Here is a 21,639-nt window from a genome sequence, read left to right as displayed (position 1 = left end):
AAAAGGATGTCCTTGATGAATCTCAACACGCCGCAGTTTTCCGATTTTTTCCATGACGGCCTTCGCCTCGCTTATTTTGACGAAGGCGATCCGGCGGGAGACCCGGTTTTGCTGATCCATGGCTTTGCATCCAGCGCCAACGTCAACTGGGTCCATCCTGGCTGGCTGAAGACGCTGGGAGATGCCGGCTACCGGGTGATCGCCATCGATAATCGCGGCCATGGCGCAAGCGACAAGCCGCATGATACGGAGGCCTATTATCCGTCCGTCATGGCCGAAGATGCGGTGGCGCTGCTCAACCATCTCGGCATCGCAGAGACGCATGTGATGGGTTACTCCATGGGTGCGCGCATTTCCGCCTTCCTGGCCATGGCGCATCCCGAGCGCGTGCGTTCTCTGGTCTTCGGCGGGCTCGGTATCGGCATGGTCGAAGGTGTGGGCGACTGGGACCCGATCGCAGAGGCGCTTCTCGCGCCTTCGCTCGATGTCGTGACCCATGAGCGCGGCCGCATGTTCCGAGCCTTTGCCGATCAGACGAAAAGCGACCGCTTGGCGCTTGCCGCCTGCATCGAGACATCGCGGGTTCTCGTCACGCGCGACCAGGCGGCAAAGATAGATGCGCCGACGCTGATCGCGGTCGGAACGAAGGACGATATTGCTGGCTCCGGTGAAGAGCTCGCTGCCATCATGCCGCACGCGCGGGCGATCGACATTCCCGGCCGCGACCACATGCTGGCCGTCGGCGACCGCGTGTTCAAGGCGGCGGTGCTGGATTTCTACCGTTCGTCCTGAGTTGACGCATTTTCGAGGAAAAACGGGGCAAGCTTTCCGCGCAGAAGCGCGGCAAAGCGCAGTTCGGCAAGAAACGGTTTTTCAAGCTGCATGAAGAAAAACTGAAGCCGTGCCGCCTTTAAAGTCGTCATTCGAATCCCATTTCTAATGCACGCCTTTTTCTGTATAAAGAACGACCACTGCAAACGAGGAGACCGTTCATGGTCGCACGTACCGAGGCCCGTCAGCCTGAACAGCTGGCGATCGTCGACCCGATCTGGGGCAGCCTGCTGCATGAAGCGCGCAGCGCCGCCGCACAGGATCCGCTGCTTTCAGCCTTTCTTTATTCGACGATCCTCAACCACCGGTCTCTCGAAGAATGTGTGATCTACCGTATCTGCGAACTTCTCGACCATCCGGACATACAGGCCGTGCTGTTGCGTCAGACCTTCCAGGATATGCTGGATGACTGGCCGGAATGGGGAAGCGTTCTCCGCGTCGACATCCAGGCCGTTTACGATCGCGATCCGGCCTGCACGCGCTTCATGGAACCGCTGCTTTATTTCAAGGGTTTCCAGGCCATCCAGACCCATCGGCTTGCCCACTGGCTGCTGCAGAAAGGCCGCAAGGATTTCGCGCTTTATCTGCAGAGCCGGTCTTCGAGCATTTTCCAAACCGATATCAACCCCGCAGCACGCATCGGCAAGGGCATCTTCCTGGACCACGCCACCGGGCTGGTGGTCGGCGAGACGGCAGTCATCGGCGATAACGTCTCCATCCTGCATGGCGTCACCCTCGGCGGTACCGGCAAGGAAGGGGCGGACCGCCACCCGAAGATCGCCAACGGTGTGATGATCGGCGCGGGGGCGAAAATCCTCGGCAATATCGAAATCGGCAGCTGCTCGCGCATCGCCGCAGGATCTGTGGTGCTGAAGCCGGTTCCGCCGAAGACCACGGTTGCCGGAGTGCCGGCGCGGGTGGTGGGAGAAGCAGGGTGTTCTGAACCCTCGCGCCTAATGGACCAGCTCATCGGAGCCGATATCTGAGCGGCACTGTCGCGTTGACAGGTGGCCGGGTTTTTTGCCGTCGTCCGTGTGGAAGACACGGATGACCTGCCGCTTTCACTTTACTTTGGCCTTTGTCCCATGCCAAAAGCGGGCCAACGCGAACCGCACAGGAGAATAGTGGTGAAAGCCGACGAAATCAAAAAACTCGACGCCTACTTCAAGCGTACCTTCAACCCGACGATGGTGGTCAAGGCGCGTCCGCGCAAGGACGATTCCGCCGAAGTGTATCTTGGCGAAGAGTTTCTCGGCGTCGTTTACATCGATGACGAAGACGGCGACCGTTCCTACAATTTCTCGATGGCGATCCTCGACGTCGACCTGTGATCGTCACCGTTCGGTGACCCAGGGGGCCTCCATTCATCGCCCGCGGTGGTTCACGCCGCGGGCGATTTGTTTTTCCGTTGCACGATCCGCATCGTCAGGCGACTTTCCGGCCGCAATGTTACCCGCATCAGCGGTGCCGCAGTTGCCGTTGACCTGTTTTCCAGGTGAAGGCCTTGCAGAAGAACGGCCAGGATCGCGACGGCTTCCATCATCGCAAAAGCATTGCCGATGCAGATGCGGGGTCCCGCCCCGAACGGCATATAGGCATAGCGGTGGCGCGCCTTCGTCTTTTCCGGTTCGAAGCGCGACGGATCGAAGCGCTCGGGCTCGTCCCACAAGGCGGCGTGGCGGTGCACGGCATAGATGGGCACGTAAAGAACGGTGCCCGCCAAAATATCATGCCCGCCGAGCCTGAAGTCTTCAAGCGCCGTGCGTGTAATGACCGGAGCCGGCGGGTAAAGCCGCATCGCTTCCGAGAACACCTGTCGGGTATAGGTCAGGCCGGCGATATGTTCCGCCGCGACCGGTTCACCGGCGGTGACGGTGTCGATTTCCTCGAGAATTTTTCTCTCCGTTTCACGGTTCTTCGACAGAAGGTGAAACGTCCATGCGAGACCGAGCGCCGTCGTTTCGTGGCCGGCGGTGATGAATGTCAGGAGATTGTCGACGATTTCCGTGTCGGTCATCATGCGTCCGGTTTCAGGATCCCTGGCCTCCAGCAGCATCGAGACGAGGTCGTTCCTTTCGGATGGATTTTTCCGCCGTCCGGCAATCACCTTCGCAAGGCTTTCGCGCAGATAACCGACGGCGATCCGGGCCTTGCGCCGGCCGGGATGAGGTAGCCATTCCGGCGCCCCCAGCATGGTGAGCGCGAAGGTCCAGCCTGTCGGTTTCAGATAATCGGTAATACTCTGTTCGACCCGCGCAACATCAATTCCGTATCCACCGGACATCATCGTTTCGACGATGATGTCGAACGTGGTTCGCATCATTTCGTGGCCCACGTCGATGTCACCAATGGAAGGAGAGCGCCAGCGCGCTTCCGTGCGTTGTGCCGTCTCGATCATGACCGGAAGCAGATCCAACAGCTTTTCGTGGCGGAAAGCGCCTGCGACGGATTGCCGTTGCCATTTCCAATGGTCCCCGTCGGCGGTCAGAAGTCCCTGACCGAGGGCCGGGCCGAGGACGCGCCGCACATCTTCACCCTTGCCAAGCAGATGGGCGTTCTTGACCAGAGCCTCGTGGATCAAAACCGGGTCGGCGAGATGCACGCGCATCGTATCGCCAAGGCGAGTGAAAACCGCAGGTTCATGAAAGATTTCCGGCGGCAACGCCTTCAACGGATTGCGGATAATGGAGAGAGCGAGACGCGCGGTGGCGAGCTTCGATACGGTTTGTGTCCCGATCGCCTCGGGCGAGGGGTTGCGAAGGCCGGTGTCGGTCATCTGCGGGTCCTTTATGCGCGTTGAACAATGGCAACATGCTGTTAAGGTGTTTACCTTATACCGGTAATTTAAGGTGTACGCCTTAATTTTCAATGGTGGGGTGAAATTTCTATGATGAACGGCGCGAAACGGCCGGGGCGATCCCTGACACGTGAAAAAATTCTAGATGTTACACTCGGTCTCTTCAACGAACGTGGCCCGGACCGTGTGACAACGGCCGAAATCGCCGGCGATGTGAAAATCAACGAGGGCAATCTCTATTATCATTTCCGCACCAAGGAATCGCTGGTCCTTGCCCTGTTCGCCCGCTTCGAAAACGATGCGCTGGCGCTCGTCGCGACTGTTGACGGAGCGGACGAGGCGGCTGCGGCGACTTATGCCGGCTTTTTGCGGCAGTGGTTCTCTCTCGTCTGGAACTACCGCTTCCTTTTTCGCGATCTTGTCGGTCTGGTGGCGTTGGCACCGGGGCTGGTGGAGCCCGTCCGAACCATAAGCGCCGCCATGCGTCTGGCGGTCGGCCACATCGTCACGCGGATGCAGAATGCGGAGCTGGTGGACATTCCCGAACCGGAGCGCGAGGCGGTTTTGACGAATTTGTGGATCGTCTCGACCTATTGGGCGTCCTATCTTAATCTGCAGGAAGGTGTCAGCGAATTCGGGTCGCAGCAACTGGAGTGGGGGCTGCGGCAGGTATCCAGTCTGTTCAGGCCTTATCTTTCTTCCGAGGCAATGGCCGAGCTGGAGGCACTGGGAGAAGGCGAGAAATAGTGTCTCCGACAGGGCACATTTGCGCCAATGGAAAACCGCCCGTTTATAGCGGGCGGTTTCATTACACCGGTTTTCCGGTGCAGGCGTCAGGCCGCCTTGAGCAGGTCGCCATGCGGATCGAGCACGAACTTGGTGGCTGCGCCCTGGTCGAAGCTCTCATAGCCCTGTACGGCATCGTCGAGCGCAATGATCCTGGCGTTGACGATGTCGGCAATCGGCAGGCGGTCGTGCAGGATCGCCTGCATGAGCTGGCGGTTATATTTCAGCACCGGTGTCTGGCCGGTGTGGAAGGATTGCGCCTTCGCCCAACCGAGGCCGAAACGCAGTGACAGGCTGCCCTGTTTGGCAGCATCATCCACCGCGCCCGGATCTTCGGTGACATAAAGGCCGGGAATGCCGATCGAGCCGGCGGCGCGGGTGATTTCCATCATCTGGTTGAGAACGATCGCCGGCTGTTCGCCGCCTGCGTGGCCGCGCGCTTCAAAGCCGACCGCGTCGATGGCGCTGTCCACCTCGTTGGTGCCGACAATCTCGGCGATCATGTCGCCCAGCCGGTCGCCCTTCGAGAGATCGACGGGTTCGAAGCCGACTTTCGCAGCGTGGGCAAGACGATCCTTGTTGAAATCGCCGATCATGACGACCGCAGCACCCAGAATGCGGGCGGAGGCGGCAGCCGCGAGGCCGACCGGGCCGGCACCGGCGACGTAAACAGTGGAGCCGACGCCGACACCGGCCTTTACTGCGCCGTGGAAGCCGGTTGGCAGAATGTCGGAGAGCATGGTGAGGTCGCGGATCTTCGACATCGCCTTGTCACGATCCGGGAATTTCAGCAGGTTGAAATCGGCATAGGGGATGGTGACATATTTCGCCTGACCACCGATCCAGCCGCCCATGTCGACGTAGCCATAAGCGCCGCCGGCGCGGGACGGGTTCACCGTGAGGCACACGCCGGTATCCTGCGACTTGCAGCAGCGGCAGCGGCCGCAGGCGACGTTGAACGGCACGGAGACGATGTCGCCGATTTCGAGCATCTCGACATCGACGCCTTTTTCAATGACTTCGCCGGTGATTTCATGACCGAGAACGAGGCCTGGCATCGCCGTGGTGCGGCCGCGCACCATGTGCTGGTCGGAGCCGCAGATATTGGTGGAAATCACCTTGAGAATGACACCGTGCTCGATGCGGCGGCCATCCGGCGCCTCAAGCTTCGGGTCGTCGATGTCGCGGACTTCGACCTGACCCGGCCGCATGTAGACGACGCCTCTGTTCCTGCTCATATCCATCTCCTCCATGGTTGAACACCGTACCTGTCCGCTCCTCCGCGGGCAGATGACTTCATGGGTGCAGCAAACCATGAGAGGGGAGATGTGGCGTTCGGGAATACGACACGCGGTGTGGTCGTAACGACACCGCGTTTCGCCCGATGTCACGGTGGTGTTATCTGTCGAGCGGTTTCCTGAGGCGGCCGGCGGCGTCCTGAATATATTGCCAGGCGACACGGCCTGAGCGGCCGCCGCGGGTGGTTGCCCATTCCAACGCCTCGTGATGCAGTGTCTCGCGGTCGAGACCCAGATCGAAATGCGTGGCATAGCTGTCGATCATCGTCAGATAATCTTCCTGACCGCATTTGTGGAAACCGAGCCAGAGGCCGAAGCGATCGGAGAGCGACACCTTTTCCTCAACCGCTTCGGATGGGTTGATGGCAGTGGACTGCTCGTTTTCCATCATGTGACGCGGCAGAAGATGGCGACGGTTGGAGGTCGCATAAAACAGCACATTGTCAGGACGTCCCTCGATGCCGCCGTCGAGCGCTGCCTTCAGCGATTTATAGGCGGTGTCGTCATGGTCGAAGGAGAGGTCGTCGCAGAAAACGATGACGCGCTGGCCCGAGGCCTTGAGGATGTCGAGCAGGGCGGGCAGGGTGTGGATGTCCTCGCGGTGCACTTCCACCAGCTTGAGCGAAACACCGCTTGCCGCACGCACATCTTCGTGAACGGCCTTCACCAGCGAAGACTTGCCCATGCCGCGCGCACCCCACAGCAGCACGTTGTTGGCGGCGAAACCTTCCGCGAAACGCAGCGTGTTTTCGTGGAGAATGTCGCGGACATGATCGACGCCGCGGATGAGTTTCAACGCGATGCGGTTGGGGCGGGCAACAGGCTGCAGGAAAGAGTTCAGCGGCGCCCAGACAAAACAATCCGCCGCATTCCAGTCGTTTACGGCGGGCGCCGGTCCCGCCAGCCGTTCGACGGCATCGGTGAGCCGGCGCAGTTCTGAAAGAAGCAGGGAGGCCGTTTCTTCTCGAATCATGGTGTTTCTTCCGCTTGTCTGATGTTCAAAACTCTGTTTTGCGCCCGGCCTAGCATGGTGTTTGGCGCCCATAAAGGTTAAGAGGTCCGGAATCGGTACGGCGAGGGCCCTGCATCTGTTGCAATCCCGGCGTTCCCCACTATATTCCGGCGGCTTGAAAGCTGGGGCGGCATACGAGGTCGTGCCGTAATCGTTGAGGAGTTTTATATGTTCATTAGTCAAGCTTTTGCCCAGGATGCAGCGGGCGGCACGTCGGCGCTGGGTTCCGGCCTTGAAATGCTTTTCCTGTTTGCGCCGCTCATGGTGGTCTGGTATTTTTTCCTCATCCGTCCGCAGCGCGCACAGATGAAGAAGCGCCAGGAAACGCTGACCAATATTCGCCGCGGTGATCAGGTCGTTCTCGGCGGCGGCATCGTCGGCAAGGTGACCAAGGTCATCGATGACAGTGAACTCGAAGTCGAAATCGCCGAAGGCGTGAAAATCCGCGCTGCCCGTGCTTACATTGCCGAAGTGCGCGTGAAGGGCGAAGTGGTCAAGACGGAAGCAGCTTCCTGATCCTGCCGGACAACCGAATGCCCGATTGCGAATTTTGACGGGTTGCGCAGAGCGCGACCCCAACCCTGACCGAGATCGAAATGCTTCATTTTTCCCGTTGGAAAACAGTCTTCATCTGGCTGCTTGTGCTGGCAAGCGTCGTCATCGCCTCTCCCAATCTGTTTACGGACAAACAGCTGGAGGGCATGCCCGCCTGGTACAAGGACAACAAGGTAACGCTCGGTCTCGACCTTCAGGGCGGTTCCCACATCATGCTCAAGATCGAGCGTTCCGACATCGTCAAGGAACGGCTCGAAACCATCGTGGGCGATGTGCGAACGCAGCTTCGCGATGCCAACATCCGTTATTCGGGCTTGACCGGCAACGGCCAGCAGATTCAGGTCCGCATCAGCGATCCGGCGCAGCTGGAAGCCGCCAAGAACGCACTTCGCGACCTGACGCAGCCGGTATCCGCCGGTACGCTGGTCGGCGGCTCCATTACCGAAGTGACGATGAATGATGGTGGCGACAATCTGCTGCGTCTCAATCTCACGGATGAGGGCATCGATTACCGCCTGTCATCAGCCGTTTCGCAGTCCATCGAAGTCGTGCGCCGCCGCGTTGACGAAGTCGGTACGACCGAGCCGCTCATCCAGCGTCAGGGTTCCGACCGCATCATCGTGCAGGTGCCTGGTCTTCAGGATCCGCAGCGCCTGAAGTCACTTCTCAACCAGACGGCAAAGCTCTCCTTCCGCATGGTTGACACCACCATGCCGGTGCAGGAAGCCATGAACGGCCGTCCGCCAGCGACGTCCGAGGTTCTCTATTCGCAGGATGATCCGCCGGTTCCCTATCTCGTGGAGCGCCGTGCGCTCGTTTCCGGCGACAATCTCGTCGACGCGCAGGCAAGCTTCAACCAGCAGACCAATGAACCCGTCGTCACCTTCCGCTTCGACAGCCGCGGCGCGCAGCGGTTTGCGCAGGCGACGCAGCAGAATGTCGGCAAGCCTTTCGCCATCGTGCTCGATAACCAGGTCATTTCCGCGCCTGTCATCCGTGAGCCGATCATTGGCGGTTCGGGCCAGATTTCAGGTAATTTCTCGGTGCAGGGCGCGAACGACCTTGCTGTGCTGCTGCGCGCCGGTGCGCTGCCGGCGACGCTGACGGTGGTTGAAGAGCGTACCGTCGGTCCGAGCCTCGGTAACGACTCCATTACCGCCGGTCTGACGGCAAGCGCCATTGGCGCCGTGGGCGTCCTCATCTTCATGTTCGTGTTCTATGGCTTCTTCGGCCTGCTGGCGAATATCGCTCTTGTGGTCAACGTCATCATGCTGCTGGCCGTCCTCAGCGTGATCGGATCGACGCTGACGCTACCGGGTATCGCCGGTATCGTCCTGACCATCGGAATGGCGGTCGATTCCAACGTTCTGATCTATGAGCGCATACGCGAGGAGGTGAAGAGCGGCAAACCGTTGATTCAGGCTCTGGATAACGGCTTCACCCGCGCCTTTGCGACCATCATTGACGCCAACCTGACGACGCTGATCGTGGCGAGCGTGCTGTTCTACATGGGTACGGGTCCGGTCAAGGGCTTCGCTGTCACGCTTGCCGTTGGTATCATCACCACCGTCTTCACCGCATACACGCTGACGGCGTGGATGTTTGGCTACTGGGTTCGCCGCAGCCGTCCGAAGCACCTGCCTAAGGGCGTTCGCACCGCCATGTTCGACGGCCGCGACATTCCCTTCATGCGGTATCGCCGGGTGGTGTTCATGATAACGGGCGCCATCATGCTCGCCTGTGTCGGTGGTTTCGTGGCAAAGGGTCTGAACCTCGGCATCGATTTCCAGGGCGGCTCGGTCATCGAGGTCCGCGCCAAGCAGGGCGATGCCGACATTGCCGATATTCGTGATCGTCTGAACCAGCTGAACCTGGGTGAAATCCAGGCGCAGAACTTCGGTTCGCCGCAGGATGTTCTCATCCGCATTCAGGCGCAGGAAGGCGGCGAGAATGCCGAGCAATCCGCCATCACCATGGTGCGCGGCGAGCTTGAGGACAAATATGACTTCCGCCGCGTTGAAGTCGTCGGTCCGGCCGTTTCCGGTGACCTGACCGTGACCTCAACCATAGGCGTCATGCTCGCGATGGCGGCGATCATGATCTACATCTGGGTTCGCTTCGAGTGGCAGTTTGCACTCGGCGCCGTCATATCCATGGTGCACGACGTGGTCTTCACCATCGGCCTTTTCGTCTTCCTTGGCATAGAATTCAATCTGACCAGTATCGCGGCGATCCTGACGATCATCGGTTATTCACTGAACGATACCGTCGTCATCTACGACCGTGTCCGTGAAAACCTCAGGCGATACAAGAAGATGCCGCTGTCGATGATCATCGACGTGTCGCTGAACCAGACGCTGTCGCGAACGATCCTCACAGGTCTGACCGTGCTTCTGGCACTGCTGGCACTGTATCTCTTCGGGGGCGAGGTTATCAGGTCCTTCACCTTCGCCATGCTGTTCGGCGTCGGTATAGGCGTGTTCTCCTCGGTTTATATCGCCGCTCCGGTGCTGATCGCCTTCAAGCTTCGTCCTGATAGCAAGGATGCGGAAGACGAGAAGGATGAAAAGTCCGGCAACGCCATCGGCGGCAAGCCTGCCGTCTGATGGCCGGCGGGATCGAAATACGCCCGGCCCATTTTCCCGGCCGGGCGCCCATAGATGCTTATGGCAATGGTGGCTTCCGCTTTGCCGACATGTCGCATCGAGGCTCGCTTCTGCTCCTGCCTTCGGGCATTTACGGGTGGGAGCCCGTTGATGCCAAAGAACTGAGCGTCGGGCATTTCGAAAAGGTTCTTGCGGAAGCGCAGGATATCGAAGTGCTGCTGATCGGCACGGGAGATGGTATGCGGGTTCTGCCGAAGGAGCTGCGCGCGGCTTTCAAGGAAGCGGGCATTTCCATTGATCCGATGAGCACGGGTGCCGCCGTACGCACCTACAATATCATGCTTTCGGAATCGCGCGCCGTGGCTGCGGCGTTGATTGCCGTCGAAGGCTGACGTAACGCTCCGCGCGGGGAACCATGGCACCCACAGAAAATCTCGACGTCTGCCTTGCGACGCTGCGCGATACGGATCGTGACCGCTATCTCGCCTGTCTTCTGTCTCCCGCGGACAGGCGCAACGCTCTTGCAGCGCTTTATGCCTTTAACGCCGAGATTGCGCGTATTCGCGATTCCGTGCGTGAAGCGCTGCCAGGTGAGGTGCGCATGCAATGGTGGCGCGATCTGCTCGAGGGAAGTCCCCATGGGGACAGCCAGTCGCACCCCGTTGCGTCGGCGCTTCTGGAAACGATCGAGCGTTACAGGCTGCCACGATCGGTGCTTTCCAACATGATCGAGGCGCGCATCTTCGATCTCTATGACGATCCTTTCGAGGATCGCAACGCGCTTGAAGGCTATGCAGGGGAAACGGCTTCGGCGCTGATCCAGCTTGCCAGCCTCGTTCTGTCTCCGGAAGAGGTCGCGGCAAGCGCGGAAGCGGCCGGACATGCGGGTGTGGCGCAAGCCATGGCCGGCATGCTGCTGCTCATGCCACTGCACCGTCGCCGTGGTCAGGTCTATATTCCAGCCGACATGCTCTCGGCCGCCGGGCTTGACCGGGAGACGTTCCTGGAGGGCACTGACCGACAGCGGATCGGCATTGCCATCGAACTGTTCGCGGCCCATGCGCTGGATCATATCGAGAAGGCAAGACGCGCTCGCATTTCGGGCAACGTCTTTGCGGCCTATTTGCCCGTCGCTATTTCCGGACCGGTCATAACGGCCGCGAGAAAGGCTGGCGTGGGCGTGTTTGAAGGCGAAGTGCAATTATCGCAGCTTCGTCGGCAATGGCTGTTGGCAAAAGCATCTTTCCTGAAGCGCTTCTGATCGTCGCTCCTGGCGCCGATGCGGGAGCCATACTTCGCGCAAGCCTCGTTTCCTATCAAAGCGAACCGGGTTCGCTTTGTTTCGATTCGCGACCCATGATGTTTGGTTGCTGAGGGAGCGTTCCGGATGAATATGGCGATCTGGATTATCGTTTTCGTGCTGCTTTTGGTCTTTGCCGTTTATGCCTGGCGCATGTCGCGGGCGACGGATGAGGACAACAGCCATGATGTCGGGCAGGCGATCATGGATTTCGCCCGCGCCTTTCCCAATGAGGCGATCAGAAGCCTGTACATGACGGCAGATGGAGGCGCTGCCTTCGTGCGGCTGCACGACAACAAGGCCGGCTTCATGCGCAACATGGGTTCTCATTACGTCTGCGTGATGATCGATCCCGAGCGGATCCGAGTGGAGAGCCTGGAAAGCGGAGACGGTTTCGTCGTTACCTTCTTCGACATGCCGAAATATAGTGGTTCATACCGATTCAAATCGGCAGGAGAGGCGGCCGAAGTCTCTCTCTGGCTGCTCGGCAGTCTCGTCGAGGCGCAGGATCATCACGATGAAGGGCCGCTGCCTTCCGGCACCTGATGGCTATCGCATGGCCCGTCACTGCCCGTCGAGCGGCGGCCGATTGGCCCCCGCCTGCTGGCGTTCGCGCCAGATGATGAACAGGCCGGATGCGACGATGATGACAATACCGAGCCATTTCGACGGCGTCGGAAAATCCGAGAACAGCGCATAACCGAGGATCGTCGCCGAGATGATCTCGAAATACTGGAACGGCGCCAGCAGCGAGAGCGGGGCCAGCCTGAAAGCCCTGACGATCAGCAGATGCATGTAGCCGGATATCGATCCTAGCAGCACGAGCAGAGCCAGGGCCAATCCCGATTGCGGCAGCGAGACGGCGAAATCCTTGTCGCCGAGCGCATCGCCGGCAAGCAGGGCCGCTCCCATGAATAGCGTGCCGGCAATGCCCGACATGGTCTGCATCACAAGCGGGCTGTCGGCGTCTCCGATGGCTCGGTTCAGGAAGAGGTAGAGCGTGTAGAGGAATGCGCAGGCCACCGGCAGCAGCGACGTCCAGCCGAAGATTTCGAAGCTCGGCTGAATGACGATCATCGCGCCGCCGAAGCCGACCACGATCGCCGTCCACCGCTTCCAGCCGACCCTGTCGCCGAGAAACAGAGCCGACATCATCGTCAGCATGAACGGTTCTACGAAATAGATCGCGAACACATCGGCAAGCGGCATGTATTTGACTGCGGCGAAGAACATCAGGCTGGCGGAAGCGTGCAATACGCCGCGCAGGCAGTTCATCCACGGACGCTTCGCGCTGAAAAGCGCGCTGGGTGAGACCATGAGCAGCAGCGGCAGGGTGCAGACCACCTGGAAGAAGAAGCGATAGAAGGTTACCTGCGCCGGTGACATGCCGCCGACCACGGCCATGTATTTGGCTATTGCGTCCATGACGGGCAGCACGAACATGCAGGTCGCCATGATCGTCATGCCCTTGGCGACATCGCTGAAACCGGTCTGGCTGGTCATGGTTCGAATAGCGCTTTCGACCGGAAGGTCCATTGAGAGAAGGGGGCGCTAAAGGCTGCCCCCCTTCGCAGGTCAGGCGGCCTTCTGGCGCGGCAGGCTCTTCATATCAATGACGAAACGATAACGCACATCGCTTTTTATCATGCGTTCATAAGCATCGTTGATCTGATCGATATCGATCATCTCGATTTCGGCGGCGATGCCTTTTTCGGCGCAGAAATCCAGCATTTCCTGGGTCTCGGGAATGCCGCCGATCATCGAGCCGGCAAAGGTCTTGCGGCCCGGAATGAGACTGAACGCCATTACCGACAGCGGCTTTTCCGGCGCACCCACCTGCACTAGCGCGCCGTCGCGCTTCAGCAGGGCAAGATAAGCGTTGATGTCATGGTCGGCGGCGACAGCATCGATGATGAGGTCGAGGCTCGAAGCGGCCTTTTTCATCTGATCCACATCGCGGGAGACGATCACCTCGTGGGCGCCGAGTTTTTTTGCGTCTTCAGCCTTGCCGGGCGACGTCGTGATCATCACCACCGTCGCGCCCATGGCATTGGCGAGCTTCACCGCCATATGACCAAGGCCACCGAGACCGACAACGCCGACCCGCTTGCCGGGGCCTGCATTCCAGTGGCGCAGCGGGGAGTAGGTGGTAATGCCCGCACAGAGCAGGGGTGCGGCAGCGGCCGGATCGAGACCTCCGGGTATGCTGAGAACGTAACGGTCATCGACCACCACCTGAGCGGAGTAACCGCCAAGCGTATGGGCGCCGCCGCCCATCGCCTTGTCAGGCGAATTATAGGTGCCGGTCATGCCGTTTTCGCAATATTGCTCCAGCCCCTCGGCGCAGCTTGCGCATTGCCTGCAGCTATCCACGATGCAGCCGACGCCGACGCGGTCACCCGTCTTGAACCTGGTGACATCCGAACCCACGCGGCCGACACGGCCGATGATTTCGTGGCCGGGAACGCAGGGGTAAAGAGAGCCCGGCCATTCGCTGCGGGCCGTGTGGATATCGGAGTGGCAGACGCCACAGAATTCTATTTCGATTTCGACATCGCGCGGGCCGGGATCGCGACGCTTGATGGTCGCGAGCTTCATCGGTGAAGATCCGTCGTCGCAGGCGTAAGCGGATGTTGTGAACATGGTCGTTCCTCCTCTTGTGGTGATTGATGCATCAAACACCGGCCTGCGGCAGGGGTTGCGGCGGTCAGCCGCCAGCGCCGGTTTCGGGGACTGCCGGGCCAAAAACCTCCTCGAAGGCCTCGCGCAGCAGGACGTCGATATCACCGATCATAACCGGCAATCCAAGATCGACAAGGCTGGTGACGCCATAGGCGCTGATGCCGCAGGGAACGATGCCGGTGAAGTGCGAGAGATCGGGATCGACATTGATCGCGAGCCCGTGAAAACTCACCCATTTGCGCAGACGGATACCCAGTGCGGCAATCTTGTCTTCTGCCATGCCGCCATCCGGCAGGAGAGGTTTTTCGGGGCGCCTGACCCAGACGCCGACGCGATCCTCCCGTCGCTCGCCACGCACGTTCATCTTATCAAGCGTGCGGATGATGACTTCCTCGAGTGCCGCCACATAGGCGCGGACATCCTGGCGGCGGCGTTTGAGATCAAGCATGACGTAAGCGACCCGCTGGCCAGGGCCGTGATAGGTATATTCGCCGCCGCGCCCCGTGGCGAAGACCGGGAAACGATCCGGTTCGATCAGATCGGCCACATCGGCGCTGGTGCCGGCCGTATAAAGCGGCGGATGCTCCAGAAGCCAGACGAGTTCATCCGCCTCGCCAGATGCGATGGCGCTAACCTCGCGCTCCATTTCCTCTACCGCCTGCTCGTAAGGCACGAGGCCGTCGGAGATTCGCCAGCGAACGGCCGGCGAACCGGCGGCGGGGAGCATTTTTGTCTCGATATCCGTGCGTGTGAGCATGAAAAAGTCCTTTCCACAGCCTTCTCGCAAAATGGCGTCACGGCCGCAACCCCAGCATTTCCGGGCTTCCTGCATATAGGATGGTGCAGTGCGATTTTTAATTTCAAAAAACTGTCACGACGCTCTTGTGCACCCAAAATCCTTTTGCTACATGCACCCCCGTCGGCGCAAGTCGACGCCTACCACGATGCGGTCGTGGCGGAATTGGTAGACGCGCAGCGTTGAGGTCGCTGTGGGGCAACCCGTGGAAGTTCGAGTCTTCTCGACCGCACCAAAGAAACCCGCTTCGGCGGGTTTTTTCTTTTTTAGCCAATCGGTTAACCCTGACCCCACAAGACGCCAGGCTGCGTCGGAGCCAATTCGGCTACCGTGTTTCATCTTGCCGTCAGCATTATAAAAATTACGGGCGGCAAATCATTGACCCGACGCCGCCCGAATTGAATGGCCGGACTGAACTAGCGTCGGTAACGCTGTCCGTCCCCGACACGGTAGGGGTCCCCATCCATTACCTGATCCATTCGCCACTCGTTTCCACGATATGGGCTATGCCACGTCTGGCATCCGGCCAGAAAGACGGTTGCGGTCAGCAATCCGAAAGTAAGGGCGGCTCGCATCATCTTGAACTCCTCGAAATGTCATCCCAGCCATGTAGGCGCACGCCCGCATTTTTGCGATACCTCGTCGGAATTTGTCGTCCGTTTTAGAACGGCGCAACAATTTGGATTGCCGGAAAATTCCGGTGGATATTGATGCACGCTTTGGTAGTTCGTCTGCTCCCCCCACAAAACGAGGGGTGGAATATGAGAGGTCTGATGTTAGCTTTTGTCAGGAAATAATATCCGGGGGTTTTCGTGCAGGGGGACAAGACGGATTCAGACAATGCGCTCGGTTATTACATGTGGAGCATTTCCGACAACAGGCTGATCATGGATGCGATTACCGCGGAATGCCATGGATTTTCCGAACCGGTTGCATCACGCGGGGTAACGATCGAGGAGATTCTGGAAAGGATCGATATTGAGGTGCGCGATCGGGTGGCACAGGCCATTTTCGACAGCATCACCACGGGCGTCTTTTTCGATCAGCGTTACAAGGTCAACCTGCCTGACGGCTCTAGCCGATGGATCGCGGCAAAGGGCAGGGCGATCTTCGATCCGGAGGGCACGCCTTTTCTCGGTATAGGCAGCGTCCGGGATATCACGCTGAAAAAACCTTACCAGTTTGAACCACGCCAGTAACGACAACAAAAAATAGGCGGCTTTCGCCGCCTTTTTTCGTCTGCGCCTTGCCGGGACATCAGAACACGGCGAGATATTTCAACAGCGAAATAATGCCGATAATAATGACGATAACCTGTGCGATCTGTTTGGCGCCGCCGCCAACGGGCAGTCGCGCGATGAGCCACAAGACAAGCACAATCACCAGGAAGGTGATCAGAATGCTGACGAGCGTAGATGTAACCATATGTCCCAGCTCCCTATTGAAATTCGATATTCAACGATGGTTCACCGTTGCGTGAGTAAAAAGGCGCCAGCCGGTATTTTGTTCCATGTGGTCGATTGCGCGCGATTAAATTAGGATTTTCTGAATGACCGAGAGCGTGAGGATGAAATCGAGGCCGGTCGGCGCTTCCGTCAGCGTGGGGCGGCTTGGCCGTCCTCATGTGTCGTCGGTCACCGGTGGCGCTCTGGACATCGTCACGGGGGTTTCGGAGCCAGGGTTTAACCCAATCGATCTTTTATATTCCTCGCTGGCCGCCTGCCTGGCGCTCAGCGTCCGCATCGCAGCCAGCGGCTTGGGACTGCTCGATCTGTTCGAGGGTGTTCGTGTTGATGTCTCCGGTGAGAAATCGGCTGATGAACCCTATCGCATCATCCGCTTCGACATTCGGATGGAGATCGCCGGAAACTTCAACGCGGCGGAGCGACTGGCGCTTGCGCACGGGGCGGAGGATATCTGCACCGTCAGCAACACGCTAAAGGGCGATGCGGAATTTGTGCTGTCGATTACCAGCTGACGGTTACGGCTTCCTCGACTTTTCCCATTTCTTCACCAGCCGGTCGCGTTTTAGCTTCGAAAGCCGCTTCACCCAGAAAATGCCGTCAAGCTGGTCAATCTCGTGCTGGATGCAAATGGCGTGAAATCCCTCGACGGCCTGACGGTGCTCCGTGCCGTCGATGTCCTGAAACCTCACTTCGATCTTGGATGGCCGCTCCACTTCGTCCGTGAAGCCCGGCATCGAGACGCTGCCCTCCACATGTCGCATGGTCTGCGTGGCGCGGCCGATGATTTCGGGATTAACGTAGGTAAGAACCGTCCCCGGCGTCAGTTCCAACACAAAAACACGCTGCTTCACGCCGATATGGGCGGCGGTGATGCCGACACCCGGGGCGGCGCGCATCGTGTCGATCAAGTCGCCGACAAGATCCCGCAATTGCCCGTCAAACACCGTGACCGGCTCGCAGATTTCCGATAAGCCGGGATGCGGATAGGGCAGGATAGGCCTGATTGCCAAGGAAATGCTCCGTTCGTTTCAAATCCGGGCGGCGGCAGCGAGCGCCTTTCCCTCCGCTGTCGCTTCCAGGAAGCTGCGCTGGGTGCGGGCATCGCGTCTCGTTACCTGCACGAAGCGCGGTGACAGACCGGCGATTTCGCGCAGAACGAGGGCATGTGCAAGACCCAGCCTGTTGGCAATGCCGCGGCTGTCTGTGGCTATATTGAAGTCGACCGCAATCAGTATCGCCGCGCCGGTGGATGTCAGCAAGGGCTGCGATCGCTCTTGAACCCGTGCCACCGCAGCCATGAAGGCATCAGCGGACTGTTCCTCATTCATCAGGAGGCATCCGGGCGCAGGCGGACGGACACGAGCACGGATTTAGACGTCGGTGTAAAACTGTCTTTGCCATAGCTCGACAGCGGCACCAGCACATTCAGTTCCGGATAATAACCGCCGATGCTGCCCCGCGGAATATTGTAGGGCACCAGCCGGAAATTCTGTGCGATGCGTTCGACCCCATCGCCATATTCGCCAACGACATCGACACGCTGGCGGGAATGGGCGCCGAGCGCTTGCATATCCGCCGGGTTCATGAAGATGACGTGGCGTTCGCCATAAACGCCACGATAGCGGTCGTCCATGCCGTAGATCGTGGTGTTGTACTGATCGTGGCTGCGGAAGGTCTGCAGGACGAAAAGGTTCTCGCGCGTGAGCGCCTGCTGGTGTTCGGTCTGTTCGGGCAGGGGGCCGCTGAAAAAGATCGCCTTTTTTGCCGGTGTGTTCCATTGCCGTTCCGCAGCCCTGTTGGGCAGACGGAAGCCGCGCGGCACGCGAACGCGTTCGTTGAAATTCTCGAAGCCGGGTATGACCCGCTCGATCATGTCGCGGATAAGATCGTAATCATCAGCGAGCGCTTTCCAGTTCACAGGCCCGCTGCCCAGCGTCGCTTCTGCGATGCCGGCGATGATGGCGACTTCCGAGCGCAGCTCGTCCGACGCCGGTGGATTGATGCCGCCGGAGCCGTGCACCATGCTCATGGAATCCTCGACCGTGACGATCTGCGCCCGGCCTGCCGAATTGCGGTCGATCTCGGTTCGCCCCAGGCAAGGCAGCACGAACGAGGTTTCGCCCGGCACGAGATGCGAATGATTGAGCTTGGTGGCGATGTTGACGGTGAGCTTCTGATTTTCGAATGCCTTGATAATAAGCGGGCTATCGGGCGTGGCGCGCAGGAAATTACCCCCGAGCGCAATGAAGGCTTGCGCCTCGCCCTCAAGCATGGCCGCCACAGCCTCCACCGTATTGTGGCCGGGCTTGCGCGGCATGGTAACGCCGAGTTCCTTTTCCAGCGCATCAAGAAGTGCGGGCGGTGCTTTTTCATCGATGCCGACGGTGCGGTCGCCCTGAACGTTGGAATGACCGCGCACGGGGCAAAGGCCCGCACCGGGACGACCGACATTGCCGCGCAGCAACATGAAATTGGTGATCTCGCGCACGATGACGACCGAGTGACGATGCTGAGTGACGCCCATGGCCCATGTCGCGATGACGGAGCCGGCCTTCATGTAGATGTGGGCGGCTTCTTCGATCTCCGCGCGGGTGAGGCCGGACTGGTCGAGAATGGTATCCCAGCTCGTCGCTTCGACGGCGGCACGGTAGGCCTCGAACTCCGCTGCATGTTCGGCGATGAAGTCGTAGTCGATGATGGCGGGTTCGCCCGCCGCCCTTGCAGCGTCGTCAGCGGTGAAGACCGCCTTGCTCATGCCGCGCACCGCCGCCATGTCGCCGCCCTGGCGCGGCTGGTAATAATTGGTGGCAATCTTCGTGCTGCCGCCACTGATCATCTCGATCTTGTCCTGCGGGTCTGCAAAGCGCTCCAGCCCCTTTTCGCGAATGGGATTGAATACGGCGATCCGGGCGCCGCGCAGGGCGGCGCGGCGCAGGTCGCCCAGCATGCGCGGATGATTGGTGCCCGGGTTTTGCCCGATCACGAAAATCGCGTCGGCCTTTTCAAAGTCCTCGAGCAGCACCGTTCCCTTGCCGACACCGATCGATGCGTTCAATCCGACACCGCTTGCCTCGTGGCACATGTTGGAGCAGTCGGGGAAATTATTGGTGCCGTAAAGCCGCACCATCAGCTGATAAATGAAAGCCGCCTCGTTGGAAGCGCGGCCGGACGTATAGAATTCAGCCCGGTTCGGGTTGTCGAGACCGTTGAGGATGCTGCCGATTTCGGTAAAGGCCTCGTCCCACGATACGGGCAGGTATTTGTCGCTCATCCGGTCATAGCGCATGGGATGGGTGAGACGCCCCTGTTTTTCCAATTCGTAATCGGACCAGCCGCGCAGTTCGGAGACGGTGTGGCTGGCGAAGAACGCCGGCGGCACGCGGGCTTCGGTCGCTTCCCAGGATACCGCCTTGACGCCGTTTTCACAGAACTCGAAAGAGGAGCCGTGTTCCGGGTCGCCCCAGGCGCAACCGGGACAGTCAAAACCATCCGGCTGATTGGTCTTTAACAGGGTGCGGACGCCCGAGATCGGTGCCCCGGATTCCAGAAGGCGCTTGCCGACGCTTTTAAGTGCGCCCCAACCGCCTGCGGCGGACGATGCCTTGCCGATGAAACCCGTCTTGCTCATGGTTTGCCACCCCGAAACGAACTTTCCGCGTCCGGTCGGCGCGGTTTGTCCTTTGTCAAAAACATCTTCAGAAGCGCCCATCCGCATCGGCTGTCAACGCCTTTGTTGTGCGTTGCGGTAAAACCAGCGTCATGGCTCTCAACCTTGGCTGCGGAACGGCGTAAAGGGTGCGGGCGTTGTCGTAAAACAAGCGGCACGGATCGGCTATTCATGCTTATAAGCCGCACTCCGCCCGGTCCTGCCGGAGAGGCGAAGAGGAATGACGAATGGAATTTTCGCGACACGCGCGAAGCTTAGGTATTTGCAGCTATCCGGTTGTTGACAATATGCTTTTTAACGCCATTCTGCCTTCGAATCCGAGCATTGCGGCATTTGAATACAAGGGGACGCCAGATGACAGACCGTGACGGCGACGCTGTCGCGCCCGATGAATTGAAGCCGTCGGATGCCCCGTCGGATATTTATGCCGAAGATGGCTCGGTGCGTTCCGATTTTCTGACGATGGTGGGTGCGGCAATCGCCGATCGCGACCTCTTGTTCCTACGCAAGAATGTGGCGCGGCTGCATGAATCCGAACTCGGAGACCTGCTTGAATCCATTCTCCCGGAACAGCGCCACGCGCTTGTGCGGCTGCTCGGTTCCGATTTTGATATGACGGCGCTGACCGAGGTGGATGAAGGTATCCGCCTCGATATCGTCGATCAGATGTCGAATGAGCAGATCGCTGCCGGTATCGGCGAGCTCGATTCGGACGACGCCGTCTACATTCTTGAAGACCTCGACGACGAGGATCGTAAGGACATTCTCTCGCAGCTGCCCTTCACCGAACGCGTGCGGTTGATGCGGGCGCTGGACTATCCTGAGAGCTCGGCCGGTCGGCGCATGCAGACGGAATTCGTCGCCGTGCCGCCATTCTGGACTGTCGGGCAGACTATTGATTATCTGCGAGAGGAGGAGGAACTCCCGGACTCCTTCACCCAGATTTTTGTCATCGATCCCACTTTCAAGCTGGTCGGCGCGCTCGATCTCGACAAGGTGCTGCGGGCCAAGCGCCAGGTGAAGATCGAAACGATCATGCATGAGACAAACCATTCCATTCCAGCCGAAATGGACCAGGAAGAGGCAGCGCAGCTCTTCGAGCAATACGACCTTCTGTCCGCCGCCGTGGTGGACAATAACGGCCGGCTGGTCGGCGTGCTGACCATCGACGACGTGGTCGACGTCATCCAGGAAGAGGCCGAGGAAGACCTTCTGCGTCTCGGCGGTGTGGGTGACGAAGAGCTGTCGGACTCTATCGCCAGCACGTCGCGTTCCCGTGTTCCGTGGCTCGCCGTCAATCTCATCACCGCCTTTCTGTCCGCTTCCGTCATCAGCCTGTTCGATGCGACAATCCAGCAGATCGTCGCGCTGGCGATCCTGATGCCTGCGGTTGCCGGCATGGGCGGCAACGCCGGATCGCAGACCATGACGGTATCGGTGCGCGCGCTTGCCACCAAAAGCCTCGATATCAACAATGCCGCCCGCATTATTCGGCGCGAGGCGGGGGTGGGCATTCTGAACGGCATGCTGTTCGGTTGCGCCATCGGCGTTGTCGCGGCGCTATGGTTTCAGGACATCCATATTGGGGGCATCATCGCCACGGCCATGTGTCTCAACATGCTCGCGGCGGCCCTGGCCGGAATTCTCATTCCGCTCGTCCTCGACAAGTTCGGAGCTGATCCTGCCGTCTCATCCGCCGTCTTCGTAACGGCGGTAACGGACATTGTCGGGTTTTTTGCCTTCCTGGGAATAGCGACCTGGTGGTACGGAATTTCGGGATAGGCGAGGGCGGCCATAAAATTGACTTTTACGTGAAGGTCAAATAATAATGATCCGGTTAGGA

23 protein-coding genes and 1 tRNA gene are annotated in these 21,639 nt (G+C 59.5%); 13 read left to right on the top strand and 11 right to left on the bottom strand.

Going from position 1 to position 21,639, the window contains the following annotated elements; genetic code table 11:
• Positions 1–15 precede the first annotated feature (15 nt).
• Positions 16–792, top strand: a complete 777-nt coding sequence (locus AGR2A_RS09400) for an alpha/beta fold hydrolase (RefSeq protein ID WP_072494925.1) — start codon at positions 16–18, stop codon at positions 790–792.
• On the opposite strand, the gene AGR2A_RS29535 is transcribed toward AGR2A_RS09400, so the two are convergent.
• Positions 777–923 (bottom strand): hypothetical protein, encoded by a 147-nt coding sequence (locus tag AGR2A_RS29535; protein WP_167378183.1) that lies wholly within the window; start codon positions 921–923, stop codon positions 777–779. The two genes, AGR2A_RS09400 and AGR2A_RS29535, sit on opposite strands and share 16 nt — an antisense overlap.
• Positions 924–992: 69 nt before the next feature.
• On the opposite strand from AGR2A_RS29535, the gene cysE reads away from it, so the two are divergent.
• Complete coding sequence (gene cysE, locus AGR2A_RS09395) at positions 993–1,817, top strand: serine O-acetyltransferase (RefSeq protein ID WP_004441918.1); 825 nt, start codon at positions 993–995, stop codon at positions 1,815–1,817.
• A gap of 141 nt (positions 1,818–1,958) precedes the next feature.
• Complete coding sequence (locus tag AGR2A_RS09390) at positions 1,959–2,162, top strand: DUF3126 family protein (RefSeq protein WP_003524869.1); 204 nt, start codon at positions 1,959–1,961, stop codon at positions 2,160–2,162.
• A gap of 50 nt (positions 2,163–2,212) precedes the next feature.
• Here AGR2A_RS09390 and AGR2A_RS09385 read toward each other — a convergent pair whose 3' ends face one another.
• Positions 2,213–3,607 carry a cytochrome P450 gene (locus AGR2A_RS09385; RefSeq protein WP_072494393.1) on the bottom strand — a complete coding sequence of 465 codons (1,395 nt, stop codon included), beginning with the start codon at positions 3,605–3,607 and terminating at the stop codon, positions 2,213–2,215.
• Positions 3,608–3,718: 111 nt separating this feature from the next.
• Here AGR2A_RS09385 and AGR2A_RS09380 point away from each other — a divergent pair, with 111 nt between their 5' ends.
• The gene (locus AGR2A_RS09380; protein ID WP_022556193.1) at positions 3,719–4,375 is read left to right on the top strand and encodes a TetR/AcrR family transcriptional regulator; all 657 of its coding nucleotides are present in this window, start codon (positions 3,719–3,721) and stop codon (positions 4,373–4,375) included.
• An 86-nt stretch (positions 4,376–4,461) separates the two neighbouring features.
• Here AGR2A_RS09380 and fdhA read toward each other — a convergent pair whose 3' ends face one another.
• A complete protein-coding gene (fdhA, locus tag AGR2A_RS09375; protein ID WP_035208897.1) occupies positions 4,462–5,652 on the bottom strand; it encodes a formaldehyde dehydrogenase, glutathione-independent in 1,191 nt (396 codons plus the stop codon).
• Positions 5,653–5,812: 160 nt separating this feature from the next.
• The gene (locus tag AGR2A_RS09370; RefSeq protein WP_045534977.1) at positions 5,813–6,685 is read right to left on the bottom strand and encodes an ATP-binding protein; all 873 of its coding nucleotides are present in this window, start codon (positions 6,683–6,685) and stop codon (positions 5,813–5,815) included.
• Positions 6,686–6,892: 207 nt separating this feature from the next.
• Between AGR2A_RS09370 and yajC the strand changes: the two genes are divergently transcribed.
• From yajC to AGR2A_RS09345, 5 genes are all read left to right on the top strand, one after another.
• Positions 6,893–7,240 (top strand): preprotein translocase subunit YajC, encoded by a 348-nt coding sequence (gene yajC, locus AGR2A_RS09365; RefSeq protein WP_004441911.1) that lies wholly within the window; start codon positions 6,893–6,895, stop codon positions 7,238–7,240.
• Positions 7,241–7,320: 80 nt separating this feature from the next.
• Positions 7,321–9,885: a protein translocase subunit SecDF gene (gene secDF / locus AGR2A_RS09360; RefSeq protein WP_072494392.1), complete on the top strand. Its 2,565-nt coding sequence runs from the start codon at positions 7,321–7,323 to the stop codon at positions 9,883–9,885.
• Positions 9,885–10,277, top strand: a complete 393-nt coding sequence (locus AGR2A_RS09355; protein ID WP_022556191.1) for an Mth938-like domain-containing protein — start codon at positions 9,885–9,887, stop codon at positions 10,275–10,277. Before secDF ends, AGR2A_RS09355 begins: the two co-directional genes overlap by 1 nt.
• Positions 10,278–10,300: 23 nt before the next feature.
• Positions 10,301–11,146: a phytoene/squalene synthase family protein gene (locus tag AGR2A_RS09350; protein WP_072494391.1), complete on the top strand. Its 846-nt coding sequence runs from the start codon at positions 10,301–10,303 to the stop codon at positions 11,144–11,146.
• Positions 11,147–11,272: 126 nt separating this feature from the next.
• Positions 11,273–11,731: a hypothetical protein gene (locus tag AGR2A_RS09345; RefSeq protein ID WP_037092806.1), complete on the top strand. Its 459-nt coding sequence runs from the start codon at positions 11,273–11,275 to the stop codon at positions 11,729–11,731.
• Positions 11,732–11,749: 18 nt separating this feature from the next.
• Here the strand turns inward: AGR2A_RS09345 and AGR2A_RS09340 are convergent, their stop codons facing one another.
• From AGR2A_RS09340 to lipB, 3 genes are all read right to left on the bottom strand, one after another.
• Positions 11,750–12,688, bottom strand: coding sequence for a DMT family transporter (locus tag AGR2A_RS09340; protein ID WP_072494924.1), 939 nt, complete (start codon positions 12,686–12,688; stop codon positions 11,750–11,752).
• 72 nt (positions 12,689–12,760) lie between these two features.
• Positions 12,761–13,828: an NAD(P)-dependent alcohol dehydrogenase gene (locus tag AGR2A_RS09335; protein ID WP_072494390.1), complete on the bottom strand. Its 1,068-nt coding sequence runs from the start codon at positions 13,826–13,828 to the stop codon at positions 12,761–12,763.
• A gap of 64 nt (positions 13,829–13,892) precedes the next feature.
• Entirely contained in the window at positions 13,893–14,624 is a 732-nt protein-coding gene (lipB, locus tag AGR2A_RS09330) for a lipoyl(octanoyl) transferase LipB (protein ID WP_072494389.1), read from the bottom strand.
• Positions 14,625–14,813: 189 nt separating this feature from the next.
• Here lipB and AGR2A_RS09325 point away from each other — a divergent pair.
• Both AGR2A_RS09325 and AGR2A_RS09315 read left to right on the top strand, forming a co-directional pair.
• Positions 14,814–14,898: transfer RNA gene (locus AGR2A_RS09325), tRNA-Leu, on the top strand.
• Positions 14,899–15,475: 577 nt separating this feature from the next.
• Positions 15,476–15,862 (top strand): PAS domain-containing protein, encoded by a 387-nt coding sequence (locus AGR2A_RS09315; protein ID WP_072494388.1) that lies wholly within the window; start codon positions 15,476–15,478, stop codon positions 15,860–15,862.
• Between the two features lie 58 nt (positions 15,863–15,920).
• Here the strand turns inward: AGR2A_RS09315 and AGR2A_RS09310 are convergent, their stop codons facing one another.
• A complete protein-coding gene (locus AGR2A_RS09310; protein ID WP_003502827.1) occupies positions 15,921–16,088 on the bottom strand; it encodes a Thivi_2564 family membrane protein in 168 nt (55 codons plus the stop codon).
• Between the two features lie 124 nt (positions 16,089–16,212).
• Here AGR2A_RS09310 and AGR2A_RS09305 point away from each other — a divergent pair, with 124 nt between their 5' ends.
• Positions 16,213–16,641: an OsmC family protein gene (locus AGR2A_RS09305; RefSeq protein ID WP_072494387.1), complete on the top strand. Its 429-nt coding sequence runs from the start codon at positions 16,213–16,215 to the stop codon at positions 16,639–16,641.
• Positions 16,642–16,644: 3 nt separating this feature from the next.
• On the opposite strand, the gene AGR2A_RS09300 is transcribed toward AGR2A_RS09305, so the two are convergent.
• From AGR2A_RS09300 to AGR2A_RS09290, 3 genes are read right to left on the bottom strand one after another with little or no spacing between them, the layout of a single operon-like run.
• Positions 16,645–17,139 (bottom strand): peptide deformylase, encoded by a 495-nt coding sequence (locus tag AGR2A_RS09300; protein WP_072494386.1) that lies wholly within the window; start codon positions 17,137–17,139, stop codon positions 16,645–16,647.
• A gap of 18 nt (positions 17,140–17,157) precedes the next feature.
• Positions 17,158–17,457 carry a hypothetical protein gene (locus tag AGR2A_RS09295; protein ID WP_006697425.1) on the bottom strand — a complete coding sequence of 100 codons (300 nt, stop codon included), beginning with the start codon at positions 17,455–17,457 and terminating at the stop codon, positions 17,158–17,160.
• Positions 17,457–19,757: an FdhF/YdeP family oxidoreductase gene (locus AGR2A_RS09290; RefSeq protein WP_072494923.1), complete on the bottom strand. Its 2,301-nt coding sequence runs from the start codon at positions 19,755–19,757 to the stop codon at positions 17,457–17,459. The genes AGR2A_RS09295 and AGR2A_RS09290 overlap by 1 nt, the downstream gene beginning before the upstream one ends.
• Before the next feature lie 393 nt (positions 19,758–20,150).
• Between AGR2A_RS09290 and mgtE the strand changes: the two genes are divergently transcribed.
• Positions 20,151–21,578 carry a magnesium transporter gene (gene mgtE, locus AGR2A_RS09285; RefSeq protein ID WP_072494385.1) on the top strand — a complete coding sequence of 476 codons (1,428 nt, stop codon included), beginning with the start codon at positions 20,151–20,153 and terminating at the stop codon, positions 21,576–21,578.
• The last annotated feature ends 61 nt before the right edge of the window (positions 21,579–21,639 follow it).

This window comes from Agrobacterium genomosp. 2 str. CFBP 5494, from assembly GCF_900013495.1.
Taxonomy (GTDB): domain Bacteria; phylum Pseudomonadota; class Alphaproteobacteria; order Rhizobiales; family Rhizobiaceae; genus Agrobacterium; species Agrobacterium pusense.
Note: the sequence above shows the minus strand (reverse complement) of the source record. Positions and strands in the feature narration are given on the sequence as shown.